The sequence below is a fragment of the Erwinia sp. L03-1 genome, from assembly GCF_058686115.1.
In genome coordinates, this window is record NZ_CM178762.1 from 611,815 (window position 1) to 638,458 (window position 26,644).

Below are 26,644 nucleotides of genomic sequence, written 5' to 3' on the forward strand. Positions count from 1 at the left end.
CCGATACATTTTATAAGGTTTTATTACCATGAATCAGACGCTACTTTCTGAATTTGGCACGCCTGAACAGCGTGTACAACGCGCCATTGCCGCTCTCAAGGACGGCCGTGGTGTAATGGTGCTGGACGACGAAGATCGTGAAAACGAGGGCGATATGGTTTTCGCTGCCGAAACGATGACCGTTGAGCAAATGGCACTGACCATTCGTCACGGAAGCGGTATTGTTTGCCTCTGCCTGAACGAAGAGCGCCTGCGCCAGCTTGAACTGCCGATGATGGTGGACAACAACACCAGCGCCTACGGTACGGGTTTCACCGTGACGATTGAAGCCGCTGAAGGCGTTACCACCGGCGTTTCCGCCAAAGACCGTATCACCACTATTCGTGCCGCGATTGCTGACGATGCCCGGCCGAGCGATTTAAATCGGCCTGGTCACGTTTTCCCGCTTCGCGCCCGCGACGGCGGGGTGCTGACCCGAGGCGGTCATACCGAGGCCACGCTGGATCTGGTTACACTGGCCGGTTTTAAATCTGCGGGCGTGCTGTGTGAGCTGACGAATGACGACGGCACTATGGCTCATGCGCCGGAAGTGGTGGTATTCGCCAGGCAGCATGATATGCCTGTCGTCACCATCGAAGATCTGGTGGCCTGGCGCCGCAGCCACGAAACGCTGCAGGCAAGCTGACACCCATTGCCGGGTGGGGGCGTAAAGCTCCTGTCCGGCGATTATTTCAAACCCATCGGGTATTCTGCCCGCTGAGTGGGTATCTCAGCGTCCCTTTTGCCACGGGATTCTTTGGCCCTTCAATACGCTTTATTCGTCCCGCCGCACTATCTTCAAATTTCCTGACTAACTTCATCATCCTTATCCGCGTTATTCCCCGCGAGAATGGGCGTAATGTAAGCGTCATTAAGCCGACACGTTTAGGGGATTTATCATGAGTCAGTCACGTATGCCCGCAATTTTCCTTGGCCACGGTAGCCCGATGAATGTGCTGGAAGAGAATATCTATACCGAAACCTGGCACAGACTGGGCGAAACGCTGCCGCGACCGCGGGCGATCATTGCTGTCTCAGCACACTGGTACACGCGCGGCACGGCCGTCACGGCGATGGAAAGACCACGTACCATTCATGATTTTGGCGGCTTCCCGCAGGCGCTGTTTGATACACGCTATCCGGCACCCGGTTCGCCGCAGCTGGCACAGCAAATTGCAGATGCGCTTTCACCGGTTAACGTGCAGATGGACCGGGAGTGGGGGTTAGATCATGGCGCCTGGGGAGTGCTGATCAAAATGTACCCCAATGCCGATATACCGGTCGTACAGCTGAGCGTTGATGGTACCCAGCCGCCAGCCTTTCATTTCGAGCAGGGCCGCAAGCTTGCTGCCCTGCGCGAGCAGGGGGTAATGATTGTCGCCAGCGGTAACGTGGTGCACAATCTGCGAATGGCGCGCTGGCAGGGTGAGGCCGAGGCATATCCCTGGGCGACCTCATTTGATGCGTATGTGCGCGAAAATTTGGCGTGGGAAGGGGCAGCAGCAGCGCATCCGCTGATTAACTTTATGCAGCATGAAGGGGCAGCGCTGTCGAATCCCACACCGGAGCACTATCTGCCGCTGCTGTATGTGCTGGGATCGCGCACGCCAAACGAGGCCGTGTCGATTCCGGTTGAAGGTGTGGTAATGGGATCGCTCAGTATGCTTTCAGTGCAGGTGGGTGGCTAAACCACCTGCTTCTGACGAGTTAATTCTCTGCGGTTAGTCGATAAACGCATGAGGATAAAAGCGGGAGAGATCCTGGGTGATCAGCGCCCGATCCTCTCGCAGGCCAATACCGGCCGGGCGATCGTTCACCAGCCAGCTGCCGATTAGTGTATAGCTGTCGCCAAACTTCGGCAGCGGATGGAACTGCTGAACAATGGTGCCTTCCTCACCGTATGGCCCGTCTACGCGGGCAATTTCCTGTCCGTTTTCAATGATGCGAATGTTGGCCCCCTCGCGAGAAAACAGCGGTTTGACCACGTATTTGTCCATGGCCGGAACCTTGTCTTCGGAAAAATAAGCGGGCAGGAGATTAGGGTGGTTAGGGAACATTTTCCACAGCATCGGCAGCAGCGCTTTATTGGACAGGATGCTTTTCCATGCTGGCTCCAGCCAGCGCACGCCAGCGTCATTCAGCTTGGTAGAAAATACTTCGCGCAGCATAAATTCCCAGGGGTAAAGCTTGAACAGGTTGCCGATAACCTGATCGTTGATATCGGTAAACTGCCCTTTTTCGCCCAGTCCGATTTCATCCATAAACAGAAACTCGCTCGGCAGACCCGCCTCCGTGGCGCAGTCCTGGAGATACTGAACGGTTCCACGATCTTCATCGCTATCACGACAGCAGGCGAAATGTATCCAGCTGAATCCGTGCTGCTGATGCAGGGTCGCAAAGCGTTCAATCAGCTGTTCCTGAAGGCTGTTGAACTGATCGCTGCCGGCAGGCAGTACGCCGCTGGCCAGCTGTTCTTCAAGCCAGATCCACTGGAAAAAAGCGGCTTCGTAAAGCGAAGTCGGCGTGTCCGCATTGTTTTCCAACAGTTTGGCATCGGTGGTGCCGTCCCAGGCCAGATCCAGTCGTGAATAGAGCGACGGCTGACTGTTTTTCCATGACGAACGGACAAAGTCCCAGGTATGCTTAGGAATACGGAATTTGGTCAGCAGTTCTTCGCTGTTTACCACCTTATCCACGACCTGCAAACACATCTGATGCAGCTCGCTGGTAACATCCTCCAGCGTTTCAATTTGCTGCAGGGTAAACTGGTAGTACGCGTCCTCGCACCAGTAGGGTTCACCGTGCATGGTGTGAAAACGGAAACCGTATTCGGTCGCTTTCTCACGCCAGCCGGAACGTTCAGGAATAGAAAGACGCTTCAAGGTATCAGCCTCCAAAAGACCGGCTGGAGCCGGAAGCCGCGCTGCTGCGCTGCATGGAGGACTGTTTAGCCACGCTCTCGCCAAACCCACCGCGGGTCACCGTGCTGGTGGTCGCAGGTTTAGGTGCCAGCGCGCTTTTCGGCACGGTCATGGTACGGCCTGGCGTCGCCGCGCCGAAGCTTTTGCCGCTGGCATCTACAAACTTGCCGTTTGCCGGGCTGTTTGGCGCGCGCGAGGTAAACAGCGGCTGTTTCGCAAAGCCTGCGCCGCCGCCCATCATCCGGCCCATCATATAACCTGCCATCAGCGGCATCCAGAAGCTGCCGCTCTGCTGAGATTCGGCGTTAGTTGTGCCGACGCCCGCCTGAGCAGGTGCCTGCTGACACTGGCCTTCACCAAATTCAGCTACGCAGGCTTCACGGCTGGTATATTTTGGCGCTGTTTTTTCCGCTTCTTTCTTCGCGTCGTTATAGGCCGTTTTGCACTGTTCGCTTTTGCCAGGGTTTGCGCTGGAGCAGTCATCCGCGTTCTGATACAGCGAAACCGTTTCATCGGTCTTTTCACAACCGGCCAGCATAAATACTGCCGTGACCGCAAAGGCCACCGGCGTTAAATGTCGTGCGCTCCAGCTTTTGCGGAAGGAGGCATAATTAATTTTTTTAGTCCGTTTCATCATGTTCTGTCCTGAGCCCAAAGGTAAACCCATAGAATAGGGGAATAGCGGCGAAAAATGAAGCGATGTGGGGAGGGTATAGGGGCTGATTTACATAGCTATACGTTTGATATTGCTGAAATACGCCCACTGGGGGCGTATAAGTGTGTCATAGGGTTAGAAGTAACCCATTTCGTAGCCGTTCTTATATTTTTTATTCCCCGCGCTAATCCAGCCCAGATTGAGGTCAATACCTTCAATATTGAGATTGATATCACGACCCGCGTAAATTGAACTCAGATAATTCCCCATCTGATCGGCATAGATATTAATGTTTTGGCCCGCTATAATTTTCTTCCAGTTATTAAATGCGCCATTAATGTCCAATGACATATTATTGCCAGCAGTCAAAGTATGGTAGTTAGAAAAGGATTTATTGACGGTCAGCTCCAGATCGTCAAAGGCCTGAAATGAGCCCGCCGTACCGGTAATTTTATCAGCAGTAATAAATATTGTACTGTCAGACTTTACGCTACCCCTTTCATTATTCAGGTTATGTACGTTCATAACGATATCTTTCTGGGCAAAGACGGACCCCTGAGTATTATCTATATGCTGCGTGTTTAAGAAGATCCCGCCTTTGCTGAGGAGTCGGCCTTGCTGATTATTCAGCATTTGCGTAGTCAGCTTGAGCGATCCTTCACTAACAATCCCCCCGTTCACACCGATGTTATCTATCCATATACCTAAAGTAGGGCTATACAGAGACATATATCGGTTATCAATTTCTTTTGCAGCGATTGTTACATCGCCACTGGAAGCAATAAGTCCCGCATAGTTCGCCAGTTTATCGGTAGTCATGTCCAGGGCGCCTACTGATATAGCGCCTGAGCTATTTATATAGGAGTGGGTAGCTACTATAGTTGCCTTACCGCCTACCTGAATGGCACCCATTCTGCTGTCTACCTTACGGGCATGTAGAAACAGGTCATTCCCGACGGTAATCCCGCTGGAGTTGAGTGTCATTTCATCAAAACTCAGCGACATATTATTTTTTGAAAACAGCCCGCCCATAAAATTATACAGGCTCTTTGCTTCAACCTGCATATCTCCATCAGTAAGGATTCTTCCTCTTTGATTGTTTATGTTACCGGTAGTTATTTCCAACCCCTTTTCAGATGAGATAAGCGCATTGTTAATATTATCAAGGTTACCGGCAGCAATGGTGATTTTCCCTTTACTGCTAATTTTAGCAGGAAAGATATTGACACCATTTGAAAAAATTTCTTTTCCGGTATTAAAGGAGATATCACCTGAACTTTCGATAGAAGCCCGATTCTCCAGCCGCCCGCTGTTAACCGTCATCTGCGCTTTTGACGAAATTTCGCCTGTGTTTTCGACCGCTTTACCCTGAGTTGCGATCCTCAGCGTGGCACCACTTTTGAGTATGCCGCGATTGTCCAGGTTGCCGTTGGTATCAATTGAGAGACCACCGGCGGTAGAGATAATACCGGTGTTGGTCAGATATCCTCCGGCCGTCAGCGTTAAATCGTTGAGCGTGGTGGCAATGGAACCCGCATTTTTAACGCCAAAACCCTCTTCCGTCGCCATTATCATAATACTTTCCGCCTGAATTCCGCCCAGCGAAGTGATATCTACTGCTACTTTTGAACTTAACCAGCTATTATCCTGGCCCGTTTTAGTGACGGTCAGGGTATTATTGTCAACGCTATTTTTCCCGGTTATGACACGCAGTTTTTTGGCCTTAAGGCTGGCACTGACATTGACCATATTGGCGATAATATCGGTATAAGAAGCGCTATCATTCTTAAGGCCGTTGCCATTGATGAGTACTTTTCCGCCATTCACGGCAAAATGACTTAGCACGCCATTATTAACCTGTGGTGTACCAGTAGTGAGCGTTGCTCGTTCAGTATTGATAAATCCACAGCCACTGCAGGTGATACCCGCCGGATTGGCGATAATCACTTGTGCCCGCTCTCCGGCCACTTCGATCATGCCTTTAAGTTCACTTTTCTTAACAGAGTGTACCTCATTGAGAATGATCGTTGCTGCTTTGCCAGACAGGTTTCCATTTGCCTCGATTAAGCCCGCCAGCTGACTCTGACTGGCTTGTAATCCATTGTTGAGGACGACGCCCTGTTTATCGACATTGAAATCACTGTAAATATTGTGGGACAGTCCAGAGGAAGAAGGCGCATTTATATCAATGACTTGTTGGCCGTTCTGCGTGGTTGTGATGTGCGGTTGACTGGCCTGATTAGGATGGGAAATAACTACCGCGTAGCTAAGTGGCATATAAAAGGGTGTAAAGAAGACGGATAACAGTGCGCTGTTATTTAAAAAAAGGCTCTTGCTTTTTTTTATTTTAAACATAATCATTCCTTTGGTGGTAAATATTTTCTGGTTATGCTTTTCAGTTCAGCCTGATCACAACGGATAAGTCAAATACGGATGAGTGAATCAATATAATGCCAGTTAAATCCTGAGTTAATATAGTAAAAATATTATTTAGTGTTGGAATGTAGTCCTGTGAGTAAAAATAGAGGTGAGAGTAACTCGCACGGACGGAACTCTACTGTTGCGAGATTATTTTGGAATAATATCTACTGTTATTATTTATTGAATGCTATAAACTTTATTCAGAGGTAGGGTAATTTTATCCTACTGTGGTTTTAGCAGACAACAAGGAGTAAGAATGCGTGAGTTAATGGATAGTGAAATTCAGTATGTTAGCGGTGGGTGTGTGAGTGATATTATGAATATCGCTTCCGGTATGGTAAGCGGTTTTATAGATGGCCCCGTCCATTCAGCTCTAAATATTATACCTAATACGATTAGCAGCGTTGTGAAGCTTAGCGCACAGACGCTGACCTTTATGACCAGCAGCTTCTTTAAAGTGGTAGGTCTTCTGACCTTTTGGGCATAACGACCGGAAGCGGCAGGTTAGCAGGTTACCCCTTTCAAACCACGTCTTCCGACGTGGTTTTTTTATTTCACTTAACCAGGCGTGGATCATCCCAGTTTTCATGCGTGTAGGGTGTTAACTTTCTGTATTCATTGATAATATTTACTGCCTGATGATAATCAAGTTCCAGGGTATGGAAACGTTCCAGCAGAAATATTCCCAGAGGTAACGTGAGAGCACAAAGATAGATCAGAGTAAAAGAAAAAACGGCTGCGAATGACGAAATAAGACAGACGAAAATGGTCCAGATACAAACCAATAAACACCAGAAAAGTGCCCGGCTGAACGTGTTACCTTTAGTGATAAAAGGAGACTTACAGGTTGGCGCTTCCAGCTCTTCAAGCATTAATTCCCCGCAGAAAAGATAGCGTTTACTCTTCTTTCCTAGCATAAGCATTAAAACCATAACGATTTCCATCAAAATTATCATTGCGATAATAAACGCTGGCGTCTGGCTGCCATTATCGAGTGTAAAGGCAGGTTTCCTGGCAACAGGTAATACCAGTGCAAGGTTTACCACCAGCATGACGACAGTATCTTCAAAAAGATAACGTTTTATTCCATGCTTTGTTACGGGGTAAGGTTTGAGCCTGCTGAGATGATACAGCGACTGGCGAATATTATTTCGTAATGCATAGCTGTGGCAGAGGTACAGCCAAAAAGGTAAAACGATTATTCCACAAAATGCCAGCCAGTCATTAATAACAGCAGGCGACAGTAATATGCCAATAAGACACATTGCTGCCACAACGGCAAGCGTTGCCAGCAGGCTGCACCAGGGCTTTGTCAGGTAGTATTCGAATTTTATTTCTGGCTGGTCAAATAATGACTTTAGTGCCGCAATGTCTTCGTGCATACGCAGTGAACAAAGCGTATAGATCCAGTAAGCACGCCCCTCACTGGCCATCATCCAGGCAAAGGAGCCGCCAATGGCAGACAGGCCAAAGAACATGTCTGTTAGACCAGCATCAGGGGCGTTCCGTGCCAGTGAGGTGGTTAAGATTAAGGTGGTAATAAAGCATCCAATCAAAAAAAACAGGAGATGGCGTTGGGTAAATTCATAATAAGAGGGGATCATAATTAGCACGGCTCTTTTATCTGGGACAATAATGTGCAACAGTGCATTTTTCTTAAGGGCGTTTTGTTTTCTTCAATAAATGAGAGTAAATATATTTTTGGGCTAATCTCGAAAAAACTCCGCTGACCCTGCTGCTGACAGTTCAGCATGCTTTCCCGCCAGCGGACGGGTTCAACAAGATGTCTGACAAGGTTATCAACGATATTCGCCGTGGCGGTTTCCGCGCGGGCGCTTCGATTCATATAAATCGGAATTTCAGGCGGTTGCAGGGTTAGCAGCGAGAAAAAATCGTGCATCTCCGCAAGGCCTTCAGCCATCAGCGGAGAGTGCCATGCGCCATTCACGCCTAATTTTGCTGGAATATTTCCCCCCGCTGACAGCTGGTGCACAAGGTTTTTTAACGCTGTGGCTTCACCGGAAATAACCTGCCGGTCCGGGGCATTATCACAGGCGATGCTGAGCCTGTCCGTGAGGTTTTGATCCCTGATCAGCTGTTCAAGTTCAGCCCTGCTCACCCCCTGCACATTATACATGGCCCCCTGTGTGATTTTTGCAAGTCGTTGCATTATCGACGCACGGGTGACAATCGCCTTAAACAGCGCCTCAAGCGTGAAAACCCCGGCCAGCCACAGGGCTGAATATTCTCCTGCGCTATGACCCGCACATGCCGTCGCATTAAGCGTATGCTGCTCGCGGATCGCCACAACAGAGGCAACGTTTATTGTCGTCACGGCAATTTGCTGATAATACGTTTGTGTCAGCCGGGCCATGGGGCCTTTGAGGCAGAGTTTACGCACATCAAGGCCAGAAATGTCGCTGGCGCATTCGTACACCGCTTTGGTGGCTGCGGAACGATCGAGGATATTTGCCCCCATACCCACCTGCGCGGTGCCCTGGCCAGCAAACAGCACCATCCAGCCGCAACCCTCATTACCAGTAGTATCGTATTCCTGCATAGTGAACATCCTTTTCACCGAATAAGCTAAATTCACCGGTTGTATTGCCCAGGGCATAATTTGCACCGGCGTACATCTCAAGATTTTCTCTGACCGGGCTGCTGAGCTGAACGCTGGCCAGGCTGCTAAAATCAATGAGGTTTACTGTCAGGGAGGTGCGCCAGTTCATCACCCCCGTTTCACTGCGGTTGCGGCTGCTGAATAGCGTCAGGTAGTGCTTGCCCTGTAGCGCCCCCAGTCGCCCTGTCCTGTCGATTTCAGCCGCCATAATATGGGAATAGTAACGAAAGGCGTCGCGTACCTGGGGGAGCGAGGTTATCCAGTTTGCCGGATGACTAAAACCGTCGGTGGCATAGGCTACATCACGGGATAACTGCTGCCAGGCGCTGCGGGAATAGCCCTGACTCTGACCGTAGTACTCCAGGCCAGATTCAATCTGCTGGCTGCTGGAGTAGCGAACGCCAGCGCTGATTTCGCCGTTTATGCCTTGAGAACTGCGGACGAAGGGGGCTGATGAAGCATTGGTATCCCAGCTGTACAGCCCTTTGCTGGCCTGGGGAGTAAGATGACGCCAGCTCTGGCCTTTTATCAGCCCGGCTTCGAGATTGAAGGCCCAGCTATCGTCGACAACATAGTTGCCGCCTGCAGCAAGGCGCTTTTGCGTCCCGGCAAGCAGGGATATCGTCGTTGTGGTGTCGTTCAGGCCGGTCGTCGAATAGCTAAGCAGGTAGCGCGCCTGCGAGTTGGTTCGCTCCAGTGAGGCATCGCGGCCCGTCGTTTTCAGGGTGTTATTTTCACGGGTCAACCGTGGTAGCACCACCGCGTCCCAACTGCCGGAAGAAGTAAAAGCGCTGGCAGATAAACCCCAGGAGCCCTCGTCGTAAAAAGCGGGCCAGCTATCGCCTGCAGCATTGACGTGAACGCTGCGAAACGCCCCATGCGGGTTACGCAGTAAATCCAGCGGCGAAACCGCATACAGATAACCATAGCGCCGACGAATTTTCCCGGTATCAATAAAGAGATCGTCCCGTGCGGCCCAGCTTAGCGTGGCCTGGTTAAAAAATATTTTACCCTCGCGGCGACCGTCCTGGAGCGAACCCGGCTGACGGCGGTGCAGGAGGTATTCACCGTTGATTTCACTTTTGAACGTTATGTCCTGGCCCATCCAGCAGTTCAGTGAGACTGACCCATAAACGTTGGCCAGCTGATTTTGACGAAAGGCACTGTCTAAACTATTCCATTGCGTGCTGCCGGTATGGAGCAACACGCCTTCGCCCCCGGCAAAGCCGCGGGGAAATGTGCAGCCCGTGTCTGCCCCAGTGCTCAGCGGCAGGATAAGCAGGGCGGTAATCAGAAAGCAGAGGCGTTTCATTGGCTACCTCTGATCAAATAATCTTTCTGGAAATAGCTCTCAGGTAGTGACTCCATGACCATCTCGCTGTAGGCCATGGTGGTCCAGCTATCCTTGCGTAACGCATCTTCAATAACGATCGTTGCCGGACGCATTATCCCCTGGACCTGCTGATAATCACGATAGCGAGAGCGCTTGATCAGCCGCCCTTCGGTTGAGAGGAAATCAATGCGCTGCGGATGCCAGCTGCCGACTTCCACCCAGTAGAGAATGGCAGGGTAGGGGACCGACGCCCAGCGGCGGGTGAGTGACAGCTTGTAGCACTGACTGTCACCGCACGCTTCAGTCCCGAGCAGCGTTGAAATGTAGGAGTAGTCGAAATCTGCCGCCACGACATCCCCATTGGAAACCTGGCCCACCAGACGCTGCTGACGGGAGATGGGAATAGGTCGACGCAGCTCCGGCGCGTAGTACCACATTTTGTCGAGATCGGAGAGCAGGACTTTGCCTTTATCCCTGGCTGGGGCAACGAAGCGAACCAGCGCGCGCGCCTCGCCCCTTTCCCGCTGCTCATCGGGTTTGTAAAAGCGCATTGAGATATCCAGTACCTGCCGTTTATCCAACAGGTCGCGACCGTTTTTGTGTTCGGTTAGCGTCAGGGTATAGCGGAATGGCTGCCCGGGGGCGCGCACCCGGTCTGCACGACGAATAATATCCCGGGCTTTGCCGTCTTCCTGGGTCAGCTGAGAGAGCTGATCGCGATCCAGCGACAGGACCTGGGGCGGCGTCTGCGCCAATGCGCAGGCACTGACGGGCAGCATGACCAGCAGAATAATGAATCTGAACATGTCTGCTCCTCAGGCCGTCAGCGATATGCCGAGATCGGCAACCAGCGTCGTTCCACGAATAGCCGCAGACTGGTCAGAGATCAGAAAAGCGACAATATTGGCAACCTCCTGCGGCTCTATCAGCCAGCGACGCGGAGAGGCCTGATAGCGTGCGTACAGATCCGGCCAGAGTTTTTGCAGATAGGGCGCCATGTCGGTGTTCACCATGCCCGCGCACAAACCGTTGACGCGGATATCTCTGCTATGGAGTTCCACCTCGAGATACCCCACCAGAGACTCAAGAGCGGATTTGATAATGCCCAGCGGATAGTTCGGCAATACGCGACGGCTGCCCATGCTGGATATCACACATATTGAGCCGCCGGCGGGCATCATTGGGGTAATGTCGTTGACGCAGCTGTTGTTACCAATGATGTTGCTGTTCAGCAGCAGCTTCCAGTCGCTGCGCGTCATTTCGCTGAAGGGCTTGAACGGTGCACTGGCCGCATTGAGGATGAGATGGTCGATATGCTCTACGCCATCCTGTTTTAGCCGCTTAATCATGTCCGTGATTTCACGAGGCTCACTGATATCGGCCCTGGCCAGCCTGACCGATACGCGACTTGCGGCAGAAGAAGTCAGGAATTGCTGCAATCCCGCCGCGCTTTTTCCCTGGTCCTTACGATAGTTCAAAATCAGGTCGTAACCCTGCGTGGCTAAACACTGTGCTATCGCCATACCGACCCCGCGTCCTGCACCGGTAATAAATACCGTTTTTCCTTTTTTAGACATATCCCTACTCCATTACAAACTGATAACCCTGATTCAGACAAAACGAAATGCTTCGGCGATAACCAGATTGGCCGCTCGTCGCGAAGGAATAATTGAGGCAATTAACGCAGTAACCAGTGGCAGGGCACAGGAGAACCAGAACAGATGCATATCCTGATCCCACATGACAAAAGCCAGATACCCCCTGGTATATCCCGGGGAGGGCGGCATCGGTACGCCGTTAATATTGATAATCATGGCAACGATAAGGCCTAACCCTACGCTGAGAATGGCACCAATAATGCCGATAATAATTCCCTCGAGAATGAACAGACGGCCGATATAGGCCTTACTCAAACCCAGCGCGCGCAGGGTGGCTATTTCTCGCGTACGTTCAATAACGTTCATCATCAGGGTATTACCAATCATAAATACTACGATGATGCTGACGATAGTTTTAATAAACAGGAATATCCCTTCAAACAGATTAACGACCTGATGATAGAAAATGGCCAGCTCATCCCATGAGTGGGCCTCCAGCGGCAGATTATTTTCTTTAATCAGCGCTCTGACCCGTTCCAGAACGGCCTGGGTCTGACTGGTATCCTGCAGCAGCATAATTATCTTACTGACGTCCTGCGTTTGCAGCAGGTGCTGCGCGGTCGCAAGGGGAATTTTCACCGCCGTGTCGTCATAATCCTTAATGCCTGAGCGGAAGACGCCGCGAACCTGAGCCGACATAGCATTCTGGCCCCCTTCAGGATTGACGACCAGGAGATCGGTCCAGTCGTCGTATCCCGCCGAAAGCATGCTGGAAACGCCGCTGCCCAGCGTGATATTTAGCGGTTTAACCGCCGAGAGATCGCTACCGGAAATAATACTGTCCAGCGCGCCAAGCAGCAGGGACGTTTGCGGTTCAATGCCCACGCCAGCAAAGAAAGTCGAGACGCCTTTATCGTACTGAGAAATAATGCCTGAGAATTCAAGCTGGCCCGTGATGGTTTTCGTCTGCTCAGCAATAAAGGGATCTGCCAGTAATGTCGCCTTAACAGGGGCATAATCCTTGATGGTGAACTGAAGCGATCGACTGTTACCGTTAGCCATGTAGCCCTGCTGGTAAATCTGTATATGGCCCAGGTTGGTGCGAATAGTCTGTTCGCGAAGAGCGTAAAAAGAGTAATCAACAAAACCGCCAAAAATAAAAACGGCTACACCCCCTAAGGTGATCGCTATTAGCGTAACGGCGGAACGGCGACGATGGCGGAATAAGTTTAAAAAAGTGTAGCGAATATCCGTCGGCTTCCGCACCAGCGTGATGAATACAATACAGAGTGACCAGACAATTAGAATATTGGCAACCCAAAAAAGAATATTGCTCATGGCTGCGCCTCCAGAAGCGGCATCAGTACACCGAGTCTCTCCCCGGGCGTCCAGTCGGGGGGCGTACCGGACTGAATGCGGTAGAGCGGTTCTCCTGCTGCACCCATGGCGCGTAGCGCATTCCATGCCTGCGCGGCTTTTTCAGACTGGTTACAGCTCATCGCCGCGCGTGCCCGCATGAGCGTAAGCATTGGGGTGAGCGAGGTGGGCAGGGGCGGGCTTCGCAGGGCGTTTAAATCCTTATTGGCTACCACACATCGACCACTCTCAGCGGGAACAAATGCATTCATTCGCGCCCGCAGGTAGAACAGCAGTGTGTTTTCCGGTTCCTGCTCAGCGGCTTCGTCGATGGCATAATAGCCCTGTTTCGACAGTTCGGCCGCCCGCATGTAGTTCTTTTTCAACATATAATCACCCGCCAGAAAGAGCTGTCCATAGCCATAGAACATTTTTGCCGTGCGGTCTTCAGGCGAGGCGATGAGATGCTGCTGTAACAGGGAGACGGCGCGGTTAAGCTGGCCGGTGTCCCGCTTATCCTTCATCAGCAGCAGCGCCCTGGCCGTGACATTTTTCTCGGCAAGTGGTGCCAGCCAGGTGTCCAGATCCTCTTGCGCAGCACAGACGGTGCCCGTCAGGGCCAGCAACAGCACAATCAGGCGACTCTGTCGCATCAGGGGGGGATTAGTTAGCATTAACGAAATCATCCTTAATTCTGCCATCCTCAATTTGCACCACGCGCCTGGCCCGATCGCGCAGCAGGGGCGAGTGGGTAGAAATTATGAAGGTCGTTTTCAGTTCATGATTCATCGTCAGGAGCAGATCGATAATCTCTTCACCCGTATGGGTATCCAGATTGCCCGTCGGTTCATCGGCCACCACCAGACGCGGTTTTTTTACCAGTGCACGGGCAATCGCAACGCGCTGCTGCTGACCACCGGATAATTCGCCTGGCGGACGACGGTAGTGATCGATAAGGCCGACTTTTTCAATGATATGCATAACGTATTCGCGGGCTTCACTTCGCCGGAACCCATTAAGCATCAGCGGGTAATAGACGTTGTCGAAAACGCTGAGCACCGGCAGCAGATTAAAAAACTGAAAGACAAAGCCTATGGCGTCGGCCCGCAGGGCAGCCATCTGTCTGTCATTCAGCAGGGCAAGGTCCTGTCCCAGCAAAAACACCTTTCCCCCCGTTGGCTCATCAATGCCCGCGACCAGATTGAGCAGGGTGCTTTTACCACTGCCTGAAGGGCCACAGAGCGCGATAAACTCACCGTCATGGATCTCGGTAGTGATAGCATGCAGGGCGTGAATTGGATTAGCCGCACTGCCATAGCTTTTACTGGCGTTTTGCAGTATCGCCAGCGGCAGAGCCCGGATGGGATGAGCAACACTCATAACGTTTTCTCCCTGTTACGTCTCTCTTCATGAACAAACTGCCCGATATCACTCTCCCCACAGGATGCCGTAGCAGGCTGACAGCGCACCAGCCACAGGCGGTGACCCGCGTGCAGGCTACTTATCAGACCTGACCCTGCAGGCGCACCAGCGTTATGCCAGAGGTGAAGGCCGAGTGCTGGATTCAGACATCCGCTGTCTCCGTAATGTGTATAAAGGGGAAGATGTGAGGAAAAAGGCGCGGCAGCACGCTGGTTTATGCTTAGCAGTGCAGGCGTGGGCGGTGCAGTACTGTAGATTTGTGCGCAGTCCGCTTCCTGCCAGCATGCGGTCAGCTGGGCCACGGCGGCGCTGGTCCGTTGCGGCAGGATCCGTCGCGGGCTGACTGAAAGCGTCGGCAGACTGTCCGTCAGCCGGCTTACCAGCAGGCAGACATTGCGTTCCACCGCGAACAGAGTATTGCCGCCGCCATGATGACGGGCTTTCCCCGCTGGCCAGCTGAGGGTTTCTGACAGGGTCATTACCGGGTAATGCCGGTGCTGACCGCAGATCACTACATTATCCGCCACGCCGCTATGCAGACAGTCCTGAGCCATCTCCAGCGCCAGCAAAAAGCCGTTACGTTCGCCGCGTAATTTGCTGCTGAAAGCCTGGATCTTGTACGTCCAGGCGATTTTTTTCGGCAAAATATCGCAGAAGAGTGAGTCCCGCCAGTTATCAATCGCCTCAAACAGACTGCTTTCACCCCAGGAATCAAAAAAGATCATCGCATTCTGCGCGTTGCGTCGCCGAAGATGCCGCTGCGCTTCAGGGGTGTTTAATGCCAGATGGCAGGTATCGTTAAAGGCGTGCAGCGCATCGCGCAGATGCGTTTTACGTGGCGTAAGCGGTGCATCACCGCCGAAACGCTGGAACATCCAGTTGTGGGTACGAAGATGGCGGCTGGCTTTTTTACAGAGCGAGGCTTCCCAGACATTGTGCCAGCCAGGCCTGAAAAGCACGGGCTGGCTGGTAGGTTCCTGCATCTGCATTGATACCAGACTCATCGGCATGGCTGATGTGGCAATCATACCGTTCTGTCCTGGCCTGAGAGTACGGCACTGACGATGGAGCCCTCCATCCCCATGGCGGTTTTAACGATATGGCGGCCAGGAAGCTGACAGGAACCCTTATTGGTATGTAGCCGGAGTCGGGGGGGCGCGGTTGACGGTAGCTGAGTGTGAAAAGGCAGCAGGCGTCGCTGCTTAAGCGCATCACAGGCCACAATCAAATCCACCAGCGCACTACAGGTTGAAAGATAGCCGATTTGCGCTTTATAGCTGACAACGGGCACACCGTCCTCGCCCCAGATTTTCCGGATAGCCATGGTTTCGGTATTGTCGCTGATGGGGATGCCGTTGCCGTGGGGGAACAGGCAGCCGACGTCTGCGGCACTGATACCGGCCTGTGCCATCGCTTGCTCAATAGAGTGGATGATGGTGCGAAAATCGCTTATCGCGGCGTTATCACGCATACCGCTGTGCTGATAGCTGACGCAGCTGTCCAGATAGCATTCAGGTTCAAGCCCGGCGTGACGAGCGATACTTTCGCTACACATCAGCAGGGCAGCGGCGCCGTTACACATCAGGACGCTGCTGGCATGGCCATTGAAGGGACTTGCCGCACTCTCACCGAGCATATTTTGTGCCGCCAGAAAAAGCATATCCTGGGTGAGAATATCGACCCATCCTACTACCAGGGCCACGTCTGCCAGCCCGCTGTGCACAGCGGCGCGTGCAAGATGCACCGCAGACATCGAGGAGGCGCTGGCGCTGTAAAGGGTGGCAGGGGGGCGGGTAAGTTGATAATAATCTGCCAGCGCTTCACTTAGCCTGTCCTGAGCATAGGAGCCCGCATGCAGCCTTTTGATCGCAGGGTAATAAAGCAGATCTTCCGGATCGTTGCGATCCTGGTAGGCTACTACCTCAGAAATATCGGTGCGCAAGCCGTTGCCGACGAGGTACACCCGCACGCGCTCCCCCGCCAGCAGCACTTTCGTCTGTCCAGCCTCCTGTAATGCCTGATCGATGACGTTTTTCAGCACCTGCAGCACCTGACGGAAGGTCAGGGCGCAGTGATGCTTCTGCGCCGGAAACGGCGAGTGGCGGGGGTTGATCGCCATCTTCATTGCCGTCTGCGCTCGCGCGGAGCTGAACCAGGGGCGCGAAGGCGTATAGTGACCCCCGGCCAGGGCTGCTATCAGCGAGGGGACGTCGCTGGCAAAGGCGCTAAAGGTACCACTGCCGATCACGGCTACCGGCTGGGAGGGCGTCATGAGCATTTCCTCAGCACGATCGCATAATGATTGCCCCCTTCGGTTGAACCCAGTATTAAGGCAGTATCCACCTGCTGCTGACGGCGCTCAGTAACAAAGTCAATATCATCCACGCAGAAGGATTGGGTATAGGGCAGCGGTGGGATCTCTCCGCGCTGCATAATTTCCGTCACCACAATCAGATTCAGAATTCCCATACAGGACTCAACCGCACCGAACCAGGCGTTGTAGTTCACAAAAGGGATCGTGGCGGCCCGATCGGCAAAGACCTGGCGCACGGCATCAACTTCTGCGCGATCGCTGCTGGTGGTGCCGATGCTTGAGCCACAAATCAGGGAAACGTCATCAATACTCAACTGAGCCTCTTCCAGCGCCTGACGGATGGCCGTGGCCATGGCCTCGGCGTTGCCCGCGGTATTTTCAACGCTGAAATAGCCGGTATCGTTGGCTTTGCCATAGCCGATGATTTCTGCGAGGACGGGTGCACCCCGTTTCGCCGCCCGCTCCAGATCTTCCAGAAACAGCATCCCCGATCCTTCGCCGGTCAAAAAACCGTTAAAGCGATCGCTATAAATTTGATACGCCTGCGGCGTATCGGTAATTAGCAGGTTGCGATGCAGAGACTGAAGATAAACGGAAAAAGGATTCATTAACTCATCGGCACCGCCGACGATGGTTTCCGGCTGCAAACCCTGGCGAACCAGTTCATAGCCATAGGTCAGGGCGCCCAGGCCGGCGTTGATCCCGGTGGCAAGCGTCGTGTTATAGCCTTTTATTCCTTCCGAAATTGAGCAAAAGGTTGAGATGGCATTCATCAGCGAACCTGGGAATTCAGAGGTGCGCACGTTGTTCGGATCAGGATAGAGGCTGTTGAGATAGCGCTCGACCCGTCTTTGAGGCCCCCGCGACATGCCTAAAATTAAGCCAAGCCGATGGCCGTCACGTCTGATTTTTCGGCCCGCTTCCTTCATCGACTGGGTCAGCGCCAGCAAGGCAAAGGTGCTGACATCATCGGCTTTGCGGGCATCAAAGCGACGCAGGTACTTGCGCGGTTCCATCTCCGTCACCTGATGCTGCCAGGTTTTTCCCTTGAGCTTTTTGCGCCATGCGTCACCATCGCCGTAGCGCTCAAAAAGAAAGGCCTCAACCTCACTCTGTCCCCGAAGATTGGCGATCATGGCTTCAAACAGCTGCTGCGTTTCATCGTCCAGCGTTAACTCAGTGAGGTTTTGCGGTGAGGTTTCCTGCCAGATACGATCCAGCACGGATCGGACGTCGTGTCCCTGTGACGTCACCATCCCTCGCCCGGTGATCGCCACCCGACGCGACCTGTATGCTGTCTCTGGTGCGCTTCCCGCGTGAGGCGTGGCGATAACGCAGCAGTTGTTACCGCCAAAGGCGTAATTGTTTTTCATAAACAGGCCAACGTGGCCCTGCTGAAAGTCGTTTGGCACGTAGTTGAGATCGCAGTTGATACGCGGTGTGCCGAAGTTCAGCGTCGGCAAAATCAGCGCGTCTGGCAGCGTAAGGAAGCAGGCGATCATCTCAATGATGCCAGCGGCACCGATATTGTGCCCAATATAGGATTTCGTTGAACTGACCGGCAGAGAGGCAATCTGTGGGAACACTTTTTTCATCGCCAGCGTTTCACAGCGATCGTTGGCTTCGGTGCCGGTTCCGTGGGCATTGATATAGTCAATGTCCTCCGGCGCCAGCTGGCCGTTTGCCAGTGCATCGTTCATCACCTGAACGGCACCCTCCGCTCGCGGATCGGGAGCCGTATCGTGATAGGCGTCCCCGGACGTGGCATACGACACCATTTCGCCATAGATGGTGGCGCTGCGGGCCAGGGCATGCTCGTACTCTTCCAGCAGCAGCGCACCGGCCCCTTCCCCTATCGACATGCCTGGCGTACCTGAAAAGGGGCTGGTGGGCGTGGTTTTCATGGCCTGAAGCGCATAAAAACCGGCGAAGGTGGGCAAATAGATAGGCTCGGTACCAATCACCAGCGCGGTACTGTTTTTATTATTCTGGATCAGGTCAAACGCAATGCCCATCGCGTTGGTACTGGCCGTACAGGCTGTAGCCAGTAGTTCAAAGCCGCCCTTCAGGCCCAGCAGGGAGGATACAATCGCGCTACAGGATGAAAAACAGCCACAAACAATCGCCTTTTTCAGTGAGAAATCATCGGGCTGGTTTTCAAAAAGTGGGATAAAGGCTTCCGTGCCGGCGGAGGAGACGCCGATAATCAGCGCGGTCTTCGCACGCTGTTCTGCCTCCTGCAAACGTGCCGCCTCCAGCGCTTCAAGGCCTACTTTGTAAGCCCACAGAGCCGCATTATCCAGCGAGGCAATTTGCTCTGGGCTCAGGCCGGGCAGTTCGATCGGTTGCAGTACCTCTGAAGCATTGGCATCGTTGAACCAGCGATGATATTTCTCGCTGGGCCGAATGCCACAGGTTTTATTCAACAGTGCCTGTTTGAACTCCGGCACGTTGCTGGCGATAGATGAAAGCTGCCCCATGCCGGTGATCACGACCCGCTTGCGCTGTGTTAGCATTATTTCATTCCCTGAATACTCATTTCCGCCGGGGCGGCAGGCGTAGCAGCTTTTTCCTGTTCTTCACGCTCTTTCTGCCACTCAAACTGCTGCAGGAGATCGCGAGGACGGCGTTTGTCGATATAGCTGTGTTCGGCGGGGTTAATAAGGAAGCTATAGTTGCGGGCGAAAGGAACGGCAGCCGTGCGCAGCGCGATCGTATCGCCGTTGCTGCTGCGGGCCGTAAGATGAGAGAGATCGGCCCAGGCGAATTCGCTGTCGACAAAAAGGCGGCCGATGGTTTTATCAATATCCGCAGAGTAGCCACATTCAATGACCACGCCGACCACTTCTTCATCAAGGAACACCTCATCGCCAAAGGCGAGCGTCACGGCTGGTTGACCATCAATGCTCATCCCGATCGCGCGGCGATGCGGCCCGGCGTCGAGCCGCCCTTTGAGGGCTTCCATGCCGATGAATTCATCTTTGTCATAGCGCACCATCCACTGTAGCTGTAGCTCTATCGGGCAGCGGCTAAGGGACAGCAATGGCGTGGGGATAAAGCACGGGTTTTCCAGCCGCACCTGCTGCTGATAGTCCAGGCCGCCCTGGCAGAGATCGAATTTTTCACCCGCCTCAACCAGCTGCTGCCAGGCATCGGCCAGCGAGGCATAGTCACCAAAAAGTTTATAAGAAAACTCACCGTGCTTACCGGCTCTCAAAAGGATCAGCTCATCACAAACATGCATATGTTCCTGAAAGGGAAGGCCCGCGATGTCCATGCCATAAAGTTCAACCAGCAGCTCCCAGCTGTAGGGGCCTTCGATATGCAGTAGCCCCTGTTCATTCAGCGGTATAATCTGTTCAATGTCGTCGAATTCGCCGCCGCGCTCAGCCATCAGCGCCGTGATCCTTTCACACAGCGCCTCACCGGTCATCCACTCTGAAAAAAGCAGATAAGACTCTTCGTTGCAGAGGATATACAGGTCGGTAATAATCTGGCCCTGGTCATCCAGCATTAGCGTATACATTGCCTGCTCATCACGAATAGAAGAAACGTCACCGCTTACCAGGACATTAAGGAGCTCCCAGGCACTCTCTCCGCTGATTTTTGCCTTACCGAAATGGGAATAGTCACACAGTAAAATATTCTGGCGGACGGCACGATGCTCTTTTTCCGGTGTGTGATAGTGAGCCGGTATCTTAATCCCGTTGCGTTCCGTCATAACGACATGATTATGCTGGTGCAGTTCAAATAAAAGATTACTCATTTTTATTGCTCCCCGCTCGGGACAAGATCGTTGCTATTTTCTAAGGCTTCGCTGTGCTTTTTCTCAATAATAAAAGAGGTTAGCGTATTCACACTGCGCATATAAGACGGGTCGTCCCCTTCTCCTACGCGGATGCCAAATTTCTTGTCCAGCAACACCAGGAGTTCAGTTGCGTCAACGGAGTCCAGTTTTAATCCGCTGCCGAACAGAGGCGTATCATCATCAATTTGTTCTGGCGTATGATAAAGGTTCAGGCGTTCAATAAGCCCGCGTTTTACGTTGAGCAGTGTTTCTTTGCGTTCCGTGATGGCTGCTTCAAGTTCTGTTCTGTCCATGAGGTCGACCTCTCCATTTTATTAATTAATCACTGCACCACGGTTTTCAGCCCGGGCGCGCTCGACCCGAAAATTGATAATTTTTCCCTGGCTGGCGATATGCCTGCCTACCCGTGCATTAACGTTATAATGATAAAATCCGTGGCTGTCTGACATACTGAGCTGGCTGGTCACTTCAATGGTGTCACCAGGTACAACGACATGTTTGAATTTAAGATCCTGTGCGGCCAGAAAGCCGACAATACGGTGTCTCTCAGCCAGTACCCGTTCTTTCCCTTCCTGCGTATGGAGCGACTGGGAAATATCATCGAATTTTTTTAGTTCGCTGCCGCAAACCTTATAATGCGCCAGACAGTAATCATTTAGCAGGCTGAGATACTCACTTGCCTGACCAAATATCTCTGCAATCATCACGCCGGGCATTACCGGGTTATCCGGGAAATGCCCATTGATATAGGGATCGTTAAAAGAGACATGTTTCATTACGGTGATCGTGCCATTTTCTCCAGGCCTGAAATCAGTGATGCGATCTACCATAAATATCGGTGAGCGCCACGCGCCCATCTTCAGAAGCAGCTGCGGTGAGACAAGGCTTTTACTGTTTTTCACTCGTGTAATCCTTTATTCGCTATCGCATAATCAGACCGCCGTCGACGATCAGCGTCTGACCGACGATGTAGCTGGCCTCGGAGGAGCTTAAAAACGTCGTAACGCTGGCGATCTCATCAACGCTCCCCTGACGGCGAAGGGGGATAGCCGTCATTATTGAGCGCATGATCTGACGAGGGACTTTTTTCACCATACGGGAATCAATCACGCCAGGGGCAATGGCGTTCACCCGGATCCCACGGGTGGCAAACTCAGCGGCCAGCGTGCGCGTAAAGCCAATCACGCCCGCTTTTGCCGCGCTGTAGTTGGTCTGTCCAAAGCTGGCGGTAATACCGGCTACGGAGGCGATATTAACGATGGTGGCCGCGTCAGCCAGACTCAGTAACCGAATCATCGCCTTACAGATATTGAAAGTGCCGTAGAGATTTGTCTGCATAACGTCGTCGAACATTTGCCAGTTCATTTCTGAAAAGAGCGTATCCCTGCACAGGCCTGCGTTATTCACCAGAATATGCAGCGCTTCGATCTTTTCGCCGATAGCGTTAGCAAGCTGCCCGACTTCGTCGCGTTGGGTAATATCACAGCGGCAGAGTTCCAGACGCGCAGCCTGCGGATGGGTATTTTTGAGATCCTGCAGCAGCTCCGGGTTATTTTTATAAACGGCGTAGACATTACACTCCTGACGTAGAAAATGTCGGCAAATAGCGATGCCGATGTCGCCACTGGCGCCGGTAACGACAACATTTTTATCAGCAAGATCGGGATAACAAATCATTAATATTCTCCAGCGCTTAGCTTAGTGCAGCTACAGCCACCGCATAGGTGGAACAGTGCGAAATACTTAAGGTTGCCGACTGAATTTTTTTTTCACTCGCCAGCCTCAAAAATTCCCCACTGAATTGATAGCGGGGACATCCGTGTTCATCATGAACGATTTCTATATCGTGAAAGGAGATGCCATTGCGAAATCCTAGCCCCAGTGCTTTAACGGCCGCTTCTTTCGCTGCCCAAAAACCGGCAAATCGCTCAGTATTATCCCGTACTGGTTCCAGATATATTCTTTCCTGTGTCGTGAGTACGCGAGAAATAAATGCATCACCGCTGTTGGTAAGAGCGCCTGCGAGACGATCTATGGCGACTATATCCACACCAAGATTCACCGATCTGTTTATCCTTTAATTTCCCCACTTATTTTTAATGATTTTGTTCTCTCATCATTATTTAACCTGTGGGGCGTCCATGAGTGTTTTTTTAAGTGCCTTGTTAATTTTCTTAAAACGCTACAGAACATTTATAGCGTTAACAAAGTGGCGTTGGGAGCTTTTAAAAAGCGAGCCTGTAATCGCCATCTGCTTTTATGAAAATTATTCAGACAACACCGGTGATATTTTTCCAGTTTTAATTACGCCTGTGGTTATTTATATAGTGCCTGAAGAAGGGCATGATAATTAATCGGTGGATAAATTTGAGACGCATTTCAACACAGGGCGTACAATCGTGAAATAGAAAAAAATTTAAATAAAGAGGCGCGTATTATTATTGAGGTATGAGGCGTGAGTATTGAAATAAAGGGCAGTTAATACTGCCCTGGGGGGGATAATCAGTGACTGAATGGATTGCGGCGGGTGCTGACCGGTGCGCTACGGTGAACCGCCGCAGGCGCTGCTGCTGTGTTGCCCGTATCAGCCGCGGTTTTTTTCACTGCCGATGAGGTATCGCCACTGTCAGCGGAGGCATTTTGCTGCGGCGTTTCAGGCGCGACGGTCTCGGGCGACGTGGGAACATCTTTACCCAGACGGCTGTTCAGCGTCTGCAAATCCTGCTCGTTTAGGGTACCCAGCGCTGATTTGATATTCAGCTGGTTGATCATGTAGCTGTAGCGGGCATTGGCAAGCTGCTGCTTCGCGTTATACAGGGTTGAGGTCGCATCCAGCACGTCAACGATCGTGCGGGTACCAACCTGATAACCGGCTTCCATCGCATCCAGAGAGCTTTGAGCGGAAACCACCGCCTGCTTATAGGCTTCAATGCTGCTGATAGAGGCATTCACGTTGTTGAACGACGAACGAACGGTCTGAACCGCCGAACGGTGCGCGCTCTCAAGCTGCTCACTGGAGGAGACGAAAGCATACTGCGCCTGCTTCACCTGTGAAGTGACCGAGCCGCCGCTATACAGCGGCAGGGAGAAGCTCAGGCCCACCTGGTTAGATCCGCTGATATTATCAGTGGTCGAAGTGGAGCGTTCTGCGTAGCGGCCGCCGTATTTGCTGTTAGTCAGACCGGTAGAGGCCGTCAGATCCACCGTCGGCATATGGCCGGTTTCCGCCAGGCGAATCTCTTCACGGGAGAGATCCTGAGTCAGACGCGCGGAGAGCAGGCTCAGGTTGCGGCTTTCCGCTTCCTTCAGCAGCGCGTTAACCGGCTGAGGTTTCTCGGTTCTGAAACTGTCAACGTTCAGCGAGGCCAGGCTTGGGTAGTAGTTGCCGGTAACCTGACGCAGGGTTTCCACGTTGTTATCCAGCGCATTACGCGCGGTCACTTCGTTGGCCAGCACGGTGTCGTACTGTGAGCGGGCATTCTGCACGTCGGTAATCGCGACCAGACCTACGTTAAAGCGCTGGGTGGTCTGATCGAGCTGGCGGTAGATTGACTGTTTCTGCGCTTCGATATAGGAGAGCGTATCAATGGCATTCAGCACGTTAAAATAGGCGGTCGCCGTGTTCAGAATCAGCGTTTGCTGTGCATTCTGATAGGTGACATCCTGAATGCCCGCCTGCTTTTCCTGCAGGGTCAGGGCGCGCCATTTTGACATATCAAAAATAGTTTGCGTCAGCTGTAGCGAGCCGCTGGCCGTTTTAGAGTTCAGGCCACTGCTGTCGCGATATCCATTATTATAAGTATAATCAGCACCCAGACCGAGCTGAGGAAGCAGTGGGCTACGCGCTTCGTTGATTTTCTCAAAGGCCGCATCGCGGTCGGCTGCAGAACTGCGCAGATCGGGGTTAGACAACCGGGCCTGCTGATAAACCTGCAGCAGGTTCTCCGCCTGACTGCCGACGCTGAAGCCGCCCAGACTCAGGCCGATAAGTAACGGGAGCAGTTTCTTCATTTGCATTCCTTGTAGTGCAGCAAAATTGCTATGGTAGCGCTGACGTAAGCCAAAAAATAATCGCCGATTTTAACGAGTACACGGAAGAGATAAGTTGGCTGAACGTGCCATGTTGCCTTAATTTACTCAAATAATTCATTAAGAACCACACTCTCAGCGAATTCGGGAATTTTTTCTCGATTTTGCCACTCACTCCGACGGGAGAGGAACGATGGAAAACGACAAAAAATACCCAGTGACTTTCACCAAAAACGATGTAGAAATTATTGCACGTGAGACGCTCTACAGTGGTTTTTTTTCGCTGACACGCTACCGTTTTCGCCACCGTATGTTCAACGGTGAGATGAGTGGCGAGGTAAAAAGAGAGGTCTTTGAACGCGGACATGCAGCGGTACTGCTACCCTATGACCCGGTAAGGGATGAAGTGGTCCTGATTGAACAGATACGTATTCCCGTCTGGGACAGCAGTTCTACGCCCTGGCTGTTAGAATTAGTCGCCGGTATCATAGAACCCGGCGAGACGCCGGAAGATGTTGTGCGCCGTGAGGCGCAGGAAGAAGCCGGATTAACGCCGGGGCGGGTCAGGCCGGTACTCAGTTATCTGGCCAGCCCGGGCGGCACCAGCGAAAGGCTGGCGATTCTGGTGGGTGAAGTGGATGCCAGCGTGGCTCAGGGAAACCACGGTCTGGAGGAAGAGAATGAGGATATTCTTGTCCATGTGGTCAGCCGCAGCCAGGCGTACCGCTGGGTAGAGGAGGGTAAAATAGATAACGCGGCCTCGGTCATCGCTCTGCAATGGCTGGAACTGCACCACAAAACGCTAAGAGAAGAGTGGAAACCCGAATGATTAAGCGCTACACACCTGATTTCCCTGAAATGATGCGGATCTGCGAAACTAATTTCGCCCAGCTGCGTCGCCTGCTGCCGAAAAACGACCAGGCGGGTGAATCAGTGACCTATCAGGTTAACGACGCCCGTTACTCGGTAACGATTCAGGAGTCGACGCGCTACACCACGCTGGTAGAGATTAAACAAACTTTCCCGGCGGTGAGTTACTGGAGCCTGCCTGCGCTGTCCGTTCGCCTTTACCACGACGCCATGGTGGCGGAAGTGTGTTCAACCCAGCAGATCTTTCGCTTTAAAGCGCGCTATGATTATCCTAATAAAAAGCTCCATCAGCGTGATGAAAAGCATCAAATAAACCAGTTCCTGGCGGACTGGTTGCGCTACTGTTTAGCGCATGGCGCGATGGCCGTACCGGTTTGTTGAGTCGCTGACAAGGCAAGCGGAGATGGCGTTAACCCTAAGGACTTTGATTGGATAGCCTGTTAAAACTTCCGGTAACGAGTGGGGCAGAGGCAAGGATATTGCAGATAACGGACACCCACCTGTTTGCCGGTAAAAACGAAACGCTGCTGGGTGTGAACACCTGGGCCAGCTTTGACGCCGTACTGGAAGCCATTCTGGCTGGTGCGCGTCAATATGATTTGATCGTCGCAACGGGCGATCTGGCTCAGGATCATACGGTTGAAGCCTATCAGCATTTTGCTGAGGGCATCGCGCGTCTACCAGCGCCCTGCGTCTGGCTGCCGGGCAACCATGATTTCCAACCCGCTATGTTCAGCACCTTTGCCAGTGCGCAAATCGCCGATGAAAAGCAGGTGCTGATCGGCGATAGCTGGCAGCTGCTGCTGCTGGACAGTCAGGTTTATGGTGTGCCGCACGGTGAACTCAGCGAGTATCAGCTGGAGTGGCTGGAAAATGCGCTGGCGGCGTACCCTCAGCGCCATCACCTGATCCTGCTGCACCATCATCCGCAGCCTTCAGGCTGTAGCTGGCTCGATCAGCACAGCCTGCGCAATGCGCACATGCTTGATGCCATACTGCAGCGCTATCCGCTGGCGAAGACGTTAATCTGTGGCCATATCCATCAGGAACTCGATCTCGACTGGAACGGTCGGCGTCTGCTGGCCACGCCCTCAACCTGCGTACAGTTCAAACCGCACTGCACCAGCTTTACCATTGATTCCGAGGCACCGGGCTGGCGCTGGCTGGATCTCTTTGCGGACGGGCGGGTTGACACCGTGACTGAGCGGCTGCAAACCCGGACATTCACCCCGAATCTCGATTCTGAAGGGTACTGACT

27 protein-coding genes are annotated in these 26,644 nt (G+C 52.5%); 7 read left to right on the forward strand and 20 right to left on the reverse strand.

What is annotated here, in order from left to right; genetic code table 11:
• Positions 1-28: 28 nt before the first annotated feature.
• Together ribB and ygiD are read left to right on the forward strand one after the other, a co-directional pair.
• Positions 29-685 (forward strand): 3,4-dihydroxy-2-butanone-4-phosphate synthase, encoded by a 657-nt coding sequence (gene ribB, locus AC4PCC_RS02805; protein WP_492126323.1) that lies wholly within the window; start codon positions 29-31, stop codon positions 683-685.
• A 253-nt stretch (positions 686-938) separates the two neighbouring features.
• Complete coding sequence (gene ygiD, locus AC4PCC_RS02810) at positions 939-1,727, forward strand: 4,5-DOPA-extradiol-dioxygenase (RefSeq protein WP_492126324.1); 789 nt, start codon at positions 939-941, stop codon at positions 1,725-1,727.
• 33 nt (positions 1,728-1,760) lie between these two features.
• Here the strand turns inward: ygiD and AC4PCC_RS02815 are convergent, their stop codons facing one another.
• The 3 genes from AC4PCC_RS02815 to AC4PCC_RS02825 form a co-directional block, all read right to left on the reverse strand.
• Positions 1,761-2,921, reverse strand: a complete 1,161-nt coding sequence (locus AC4PCC_RS02815) for a glutathionylspermidine synthase family protein (protein WP_492126325.1) — start codon at positions 2,919-2,921, stop codon at positions 1,761-1,763.
• Positions 2,922-2,925: 4 nt separating this feature from the next.
• The gene (locus tag AC4PCC_RS02820) at positions 2,926-3,594 is read right to left on the reverse strand and encodes a DUF1190 family protein (protein ID WP_492127444.1); all 669 of its coding nucleotides are present in this window, start codon (positions 3,592-3,594) and stop codon (positions 2,926-2,928) included.
• 156 nt (positions 3,595-3,750) lie between these two features.
• On the reverse strand, positions 3,751-5,970 hold the full coding sequence (locus AC4PCC_RS02825) for a two-partner secretion domain-containing protein (protein ID WP_492126326.1): 2,220 nt from the start codon (positions 5,968-5,970) through the stop codon (positions 3,751-3,753).
• A 322-nt stretch (positions 5,971-6,292) separates the two neighbouring features.
• Between AC4PCC_RS02825 and AC4PCC_RS02830 the strand changes: the two genes are divergently transcribed.
• The gene (locus AC4PCC_RS02830) at positions 6,293-6,523 is read left to right on the forward strand and encodes a hypothetical protein (RefSeq protein ID WP_492126327.1); all 231 of its coding nucleotides are present in this window, start codon (positions 6,293-6,295) and stop codon (positions 6,521-6,523) included.
• Positions 6,524-6,590: 67 nt separating this feature from the next.
• Here AC4PCC_RS02830 and AC4PCC_RS02835 read toward each other — a convergent pair whose 3' ends face one another.
• From AC4PCC_RS02835 to acpS, 16 genes are all read right to left on the reverse strand, one after another.
• The gene (locus AC4PCC_RS02835) at positions 6,591-7,679 is read right to left on the reverse strand and encodes a YcdU family protein (RefSeq protein ID WP_492126328.1); all 1,089 of its coding nucleotides are present in this window, start codon (positions 7,677-7,679) and stop codon (positions 6,591-6,593) included.
• Positions 7,643-8,596, reverse strand: a complete 954-nt coding sequence (locus AC4PCC_RS02840) for an ACP S-malonyltransferase (protein ID WP_492126329.1) — start codon at positions 8,594-8,596, stop codon at positions 7,643-7,645. Before AC4PCC_RS02840 ends, AC4PCC_RS02835 begins: the two co-directional genes overlap by 37 nt.
• Positions 8,571-9,968, reverse strand: a complete 1,398-nt coding sequence (locus AC4PCC_RS02845) for a hypothetical protein (RefSeq protein ID WP_492126330.1) — start codon at positions 9,966-9,968, stop codon at positions 8,571-8,573. The genes AC4PCC_RS02840 and AC4PCC_RS02845 overlap by 26 nt, the downstream gene beginning before the upstream one ends.
• Positions 9,965-10,795 carry an outer membrane lipoprotein-sorting protein gene (locus AC4PCC_RS02850; RefSeq protein WP_492126331.1) on the reverse strand — a complete coding sequence of 277 codons (831 nt, stop codon included), beginning with the start codon at positions 10,793-10,795 and terminating at the stop codon, positions 9,965-9,967. The genes AC4PCC_RS02845 and AC4PCC_RS02850 overlap by 4 nt, the downstream gene beginning before the upstream one ends.
• A 9-nt stretch (positions 10,796-10,804) precedes the next feature.
• Positions 10,805-11,566 carry an SDR family oxidoreductase gene (locus AC4PCC_RS02855; RefSeq protein WP_492126332.1) on the reverse strand — a complete coding sequence of 254 codons (762 nt, stop codon included), beginning with the start codon at positions 11,564-11,566 and terminating at the stop codon, positions 10,805-10,807.
• A 33-nt stretch (positions 11,567-11,599) separates the two neighbouring features.
• Positions 11,600-12,925, reverse strand: a complete 1,326-nt coding sequence (locus AC4PCC_RS02860; protein WP_492126333.1) for an ABC transporter permease — start codon at positions 12,923-12,925, stop codon at positions 11,600-11,602.
• Entirely contained in the window at positions 12,922-13,617 is a 696-nt protein-coding gene (locus tag AC4PCC_RS02865) for a hypothetical protein (protein WP_492126334.1), read from the reverse strand. Before AC4PCC_RS02865 ends, AC4PCC_RS02860 begins: the two co-directional genes overlap by 4 nt.
• The gene (locus AC4PCC_RS02870) at positions 13,607-14,323 is read right to left on the reverse strand and encodes an ABC transporter ATP-binding protein (RefSeq protein WP_492126335.1); all 717 of its coding nucleotides are present in this window, start codon (positions 14,321-14,323) and stop codon (positions 13,607-13,609) included. Before AC4PCC_RS02870 ends, AC4PCC_RS02865 begins: the two co-directional genes overlap by 11 nt.
• On the reverse strand, positions 14,320-15,393 hold the full coding sequence (locus AC4PCC_RS02875; protein ID WP_492126336.1) for a hypothetical protein: 1,074 nt from the start codon (positions 15,391-15,393) through the stop codon (positions 14,320-14,322). Before AC4PCC_RS02875 ends, AC4PCC_RS02870 begins: the two co-directional genes overlap by 4 nt.
• Positions 15,390-16,637 carry a beta-ketoacyl synthase N-terminal-like domain-containing protein gene (locus AC4PCC_RS02880; protein ID WP_492126337.1) on the reverse strand — a complete coding sequence of 416 codons (1,248 nt, stop codon included), beginning with the start codon at positions 16,635-16,637 and terminating at the stop codon, positions 15,390-15,392. Before AC4PCC_RS02880 ends, AC4PCC_RS02875 begins: the two co-directional genes overlap by 4 nt.
• Positions 16,634-19,195 carry a beta-ketoacyl synthase N-terminal-like domain-containing protein gene (locus AC4PCC_RS02885; protein WP_492126338.1) on the reverse strand — a complete coding sequence of 854 codons (2,562 nt, stop codon included), beginning with the start codon at positions 19,193-19,195 and terminating at the stop codon, positions 16,634-16,636. Before AC4PCC_RS02885 ends, AC4PCC_RS02880 begins: the two co-directional genes overlap by 4 nt.
• On the reverse strand, positions 19,195-20,445 hold the full coding sequence (locus AC4PCC_RS02890) for an aminomethyl transferase family protein (RefSeq protein WP_492126339.1): 1,251 nt from the start codon (positions 20,443-20,445) through the stop codon (positions 19,195-19,197). The genes AC4PCC_RS02885 and AC4PCC_RS02890 overlap by 1 nt, the downstream gene beginning before the upstream one ends.
• A gap of 2 nt (positions 20,446-20,447) precedes the next feature.
• Positions 20,448-20,780, reverse strand: coding sequence for a phosphopantetheine-binding protein (locus tag AC4PCC_RS02895; protein WP_492126340.1), 333 nt, complete (start codon positions 20,778-20,780; stop codon positions 20,448-20,450).
• Between the two features lie 21 nt (positions 20,781-20,801).
• A complete protein-coding gene (locus AC4PCC_RS02900) occupies positions 20,802-21,344 on the reverse strand; it encodes a 3-hydroxyacyl-ACP dehydratase FabZ family protein (RefSeq protein WP_067706352.1) in 543 nt (180 codons plus the stop codon).
• A 64-nt stretch (positions 21,345-21,408) separates the two neighbouring features.
• Positions 21,409-22,164 (reverse strand): 3-oxoacyl-ACP reductase FabG, encoded by a 756-nt coding sequence (gene fabG / locus AC4PCC_RS02905; protein WP_492126341.1) that lies wholly within the window; start codon positions 22,162-22,164, stop codon positions 21,409-21,411.
• A gap of 16 nt (positions 22,165-22,180) precedes the next feature.
• Positions 22,181-22,549, reverse strand: coding sequence for a holo-ACP synthase (gene acpS, locus AC4PCC_RS02910; protein ID WP_492126342.1), 369 nt, complete (start codon positions 22,547-22,549; stop codon positions 22,181-22,183).
• Positions 22,550-22,628: 79 nt separating this feature from the next.
• Here acpS and AC4PCC_RS02915 point away from each other — a divergent pair, with 79 nt between their 5' ends.
• Positions 22,629-22,841 (forward strand): hypothetical protein, encoded by a 213-nt coding sequence (locus AC4PCC_RS02915; protein ID WP_492126343.1) that lies wholly within the window; start codon positions 22,629-22,631, stop codon positions 22,839-22,841.
• A gap of 148 nt (positions 22,842-22,989) precedes the next feature.
• Here AC4PCC_RS02915 and tolC read toward each other — a convergent pair whose 3' ends face one another.
• Positions 22,990-24,498, reverse strand: coding sequence for an outer membrane channel protein TolC (gene tolC / locus AC4PCC_RS02920; protein ID WP_492126344.1), 1,509 nt, complete (start codon positions 24,496-24,498; stop codon positions 22,990-22,992).
• 211 nt (positions 24,499-24,709) lie between these two features.
• Here tolC and nudF point away from each other — a divergent pair, with 211 nt between their 5' ends.
• From nudF to cpdA, 3 genes are read left to right on the forward strand one after another with little or no spacing between them, the layout of a single operon-like run.
• Positions 24,710-25,345 carry an ADP-ribose diphosphatase gene (gene nudF / locus AC4PCC_RS02925; protein WP_492126345.1) on the forward strand — a complete coding sequence of 212 codons (636 nt, stop codon included), beginning with the start codon at positions 24,710-24,712 and terminating at the stop codon, positions 25,343-25,345.
• A complete protein-coding gene (locus tag AC4PCC_RS02930) occupies positions 25,342-25,767 on the forward strand; it encodes a DUF1249 family protein (RefSeq protein WP_067706219.1) in 426 nt (141 codons plus the stop codon). The genes nudF and AC4PCC_RS02930 overlap by 4 nt, the downstream gene beginning before the upstream one ends.
• A gap of 47 nt (positions 25,768-25,814) precedes the next feature.
• On the forward strand, positions 25,815-26,642 hold the full coding sequence (cpdA, locus tag AC4PCC_RS02935) for a 3',5'-cyclic-AMP phosphodiesterase (RefSeq protein WP_492126346.1): 828 nt from the start codon (positions 25,815-25,817) through the stop codon (positions 26,640-26,642).
• Positions 26,643-26,644 lie beyond the last annotated feature (2 nt).

Bases quoted from the DNA above. Each gene is read 5' to 3' on its own strand.
- ribB (WP_492126323.1), top strand. From the start codon at position 29: ATGAATCAGACGCTACTTTCTGAATTTGGCACGCCTGAACAGCGTGTA.
- ygiD (WP_492126324.1), top strand. From the start codon at position 939: ATGAGTCAGTCACGTATGCCCGCAATTTTCCTTGGCCACGGTAGCCCG.
- AC4PCC_RS02820 (WP_492127444.1), bottom strand. From the start codon at position 3,594: ATGAAACGGACTAAAAAAATTAATTATGCCTCCTTCCGCAAAAGCTGG.
- AC4PCC_RS02825 (WP_492126326.1), bottom strand. From the start codon at position 5,970: ATGTTTAAAATAAAAAAAAGCAAGAGCCTTTTTTTAAATAACAGCGCA.
- AC4PCC_RS02830 (WP_492126327.1), top strand. From the start codon at position 6,293: ATGCGTGAGTTAATGGATAGTGAAATTCAGTATGTTAGCGGTGGGTGT.
- AC4PCC_RS02840 (WP_492126329.1), bottom strand. From the start codon at position 8,596: ATGCAGGAATACGATACTACTGGTAATGAGGGTTGCGGCTGGATGGTG.
- AC4PCC_RS02845 (WP_492126330.1), bottom strand. From the start codon at position 9,968: ATGAAACGCCTCTGCTTTCTGATTACCGCCCTGCTTATCCTGCCGCTG.
- AC4PCC_RS02850 (WP_492126331.1), bottom strand. From the start codon at position 10,795: ATGTTCAGATTCATTATTCTGCTGGTCATGCTGCCCGTCAGTGCCTGC.
- AC4PCC_RS02855 (WP_492126332.1), bottom strand. From the start codon at position 11,566: ATGTCTAAAAAAGGAAAAACGGTATTTATTACCGGTGCAGGACGCGGG.
- AC4PCC_RS02860 (WP_492126333.1), bottom strand. From the start codon at position 12,925: ATGAGCAATATTCTTTTTTGGGTTGCCAATATTCTAATTGTCTGGTCA.
- AC4PCC_RS02865 (WP_492126334.1), bottom strand. From the start codon at position 13,617: ATGCTAACTAATCCCCCCCTGATGCGACAGAGTCGCCTGATTGTGCTG.
- AC4PCC_RS02870 (WP_492126335.1), bottom strand. From the start codon at position 14,323: ATGAGTGTTGCTCATCCCATCCGGGCTCTGCCGCTGGCGATACTGCAA.
- AC4PCC_RS02875 (WP_492126336.1), bottom strand. From the start codon at position 15,393: ATGATTGCCACATCAGCCATGCCGATGAGTCTGGTATCAATGCAGATG.
- AC4PCC_RS02880 (WP_492126337.1), bottom strand. From the start codon at position 16,637: ATGACGCCCTCCCAGCCGGTAGCCGTGATCGGCAGTGGTACCTTTAGC.
- AC4PCC_RS02885 (WP_492126338.1), bottom strand. From the start codon at position 19,195: ATGCTAACACAGCGCAAGCGGGTCGTGATCACCGGCATGGGGCAGCTT.
- AC4PCC_RS02890 (WP_492126339.1), bottom strand. From the start codon at position 20,445: ATGAGTAATCTTTTATTTGAACTGCACCAGCATAATCATGTCGTTATG.
- AC4PCC_RS02895 (WP_492126340.1), bottom strand. From the start codon at position 20,780: ATGGACAGAACAGAACTTGAAGCAGCCATCACGGAACGCAAAGAAACA.
- AC4PCC_RS02900 (WP_067706352.1), bottom strand. From the start codon at position 21,344: ATGGGCGCGTGGCGCTCACCGATATTTATGGTAGATCGCATCACTGAT.
- fabG (WP_492126341.1), bottom strand. From the start codon at position 22,164: ATGATTTGTTATCCCGATCTTGCTGATAAAAATGTTGTCGTTACCGGC.
- AC4PCC_RS02915 (WP_492126343.1), top strand. From the start codon at position 22,629: ATGAGTGTTTTTTTAAGTGCCTTGTTAATTTTCTTAAAACGCTACAGA.
- tolC (WP_492126344.1), bottom strand. From the start codon at position 24,498: ATGAAGAAACTGCTCCCGTTACTTATCGGCCTGAGTCTGGGCGGCTTC.
- nudF (WP_492126345.1), top strand. From the start codon at position 24,710: ATGGAAAACGACAAAAAATACCCAGTGACTTTCACCAAAAACGATGTA.
- AC4PCC_RS02930 (WP_067706219.1), top strand. From the start codon at position 25,342: ATGATTAAGCGCTACACACCTGATTTCCCTGAAATGATGCGGATCTGC.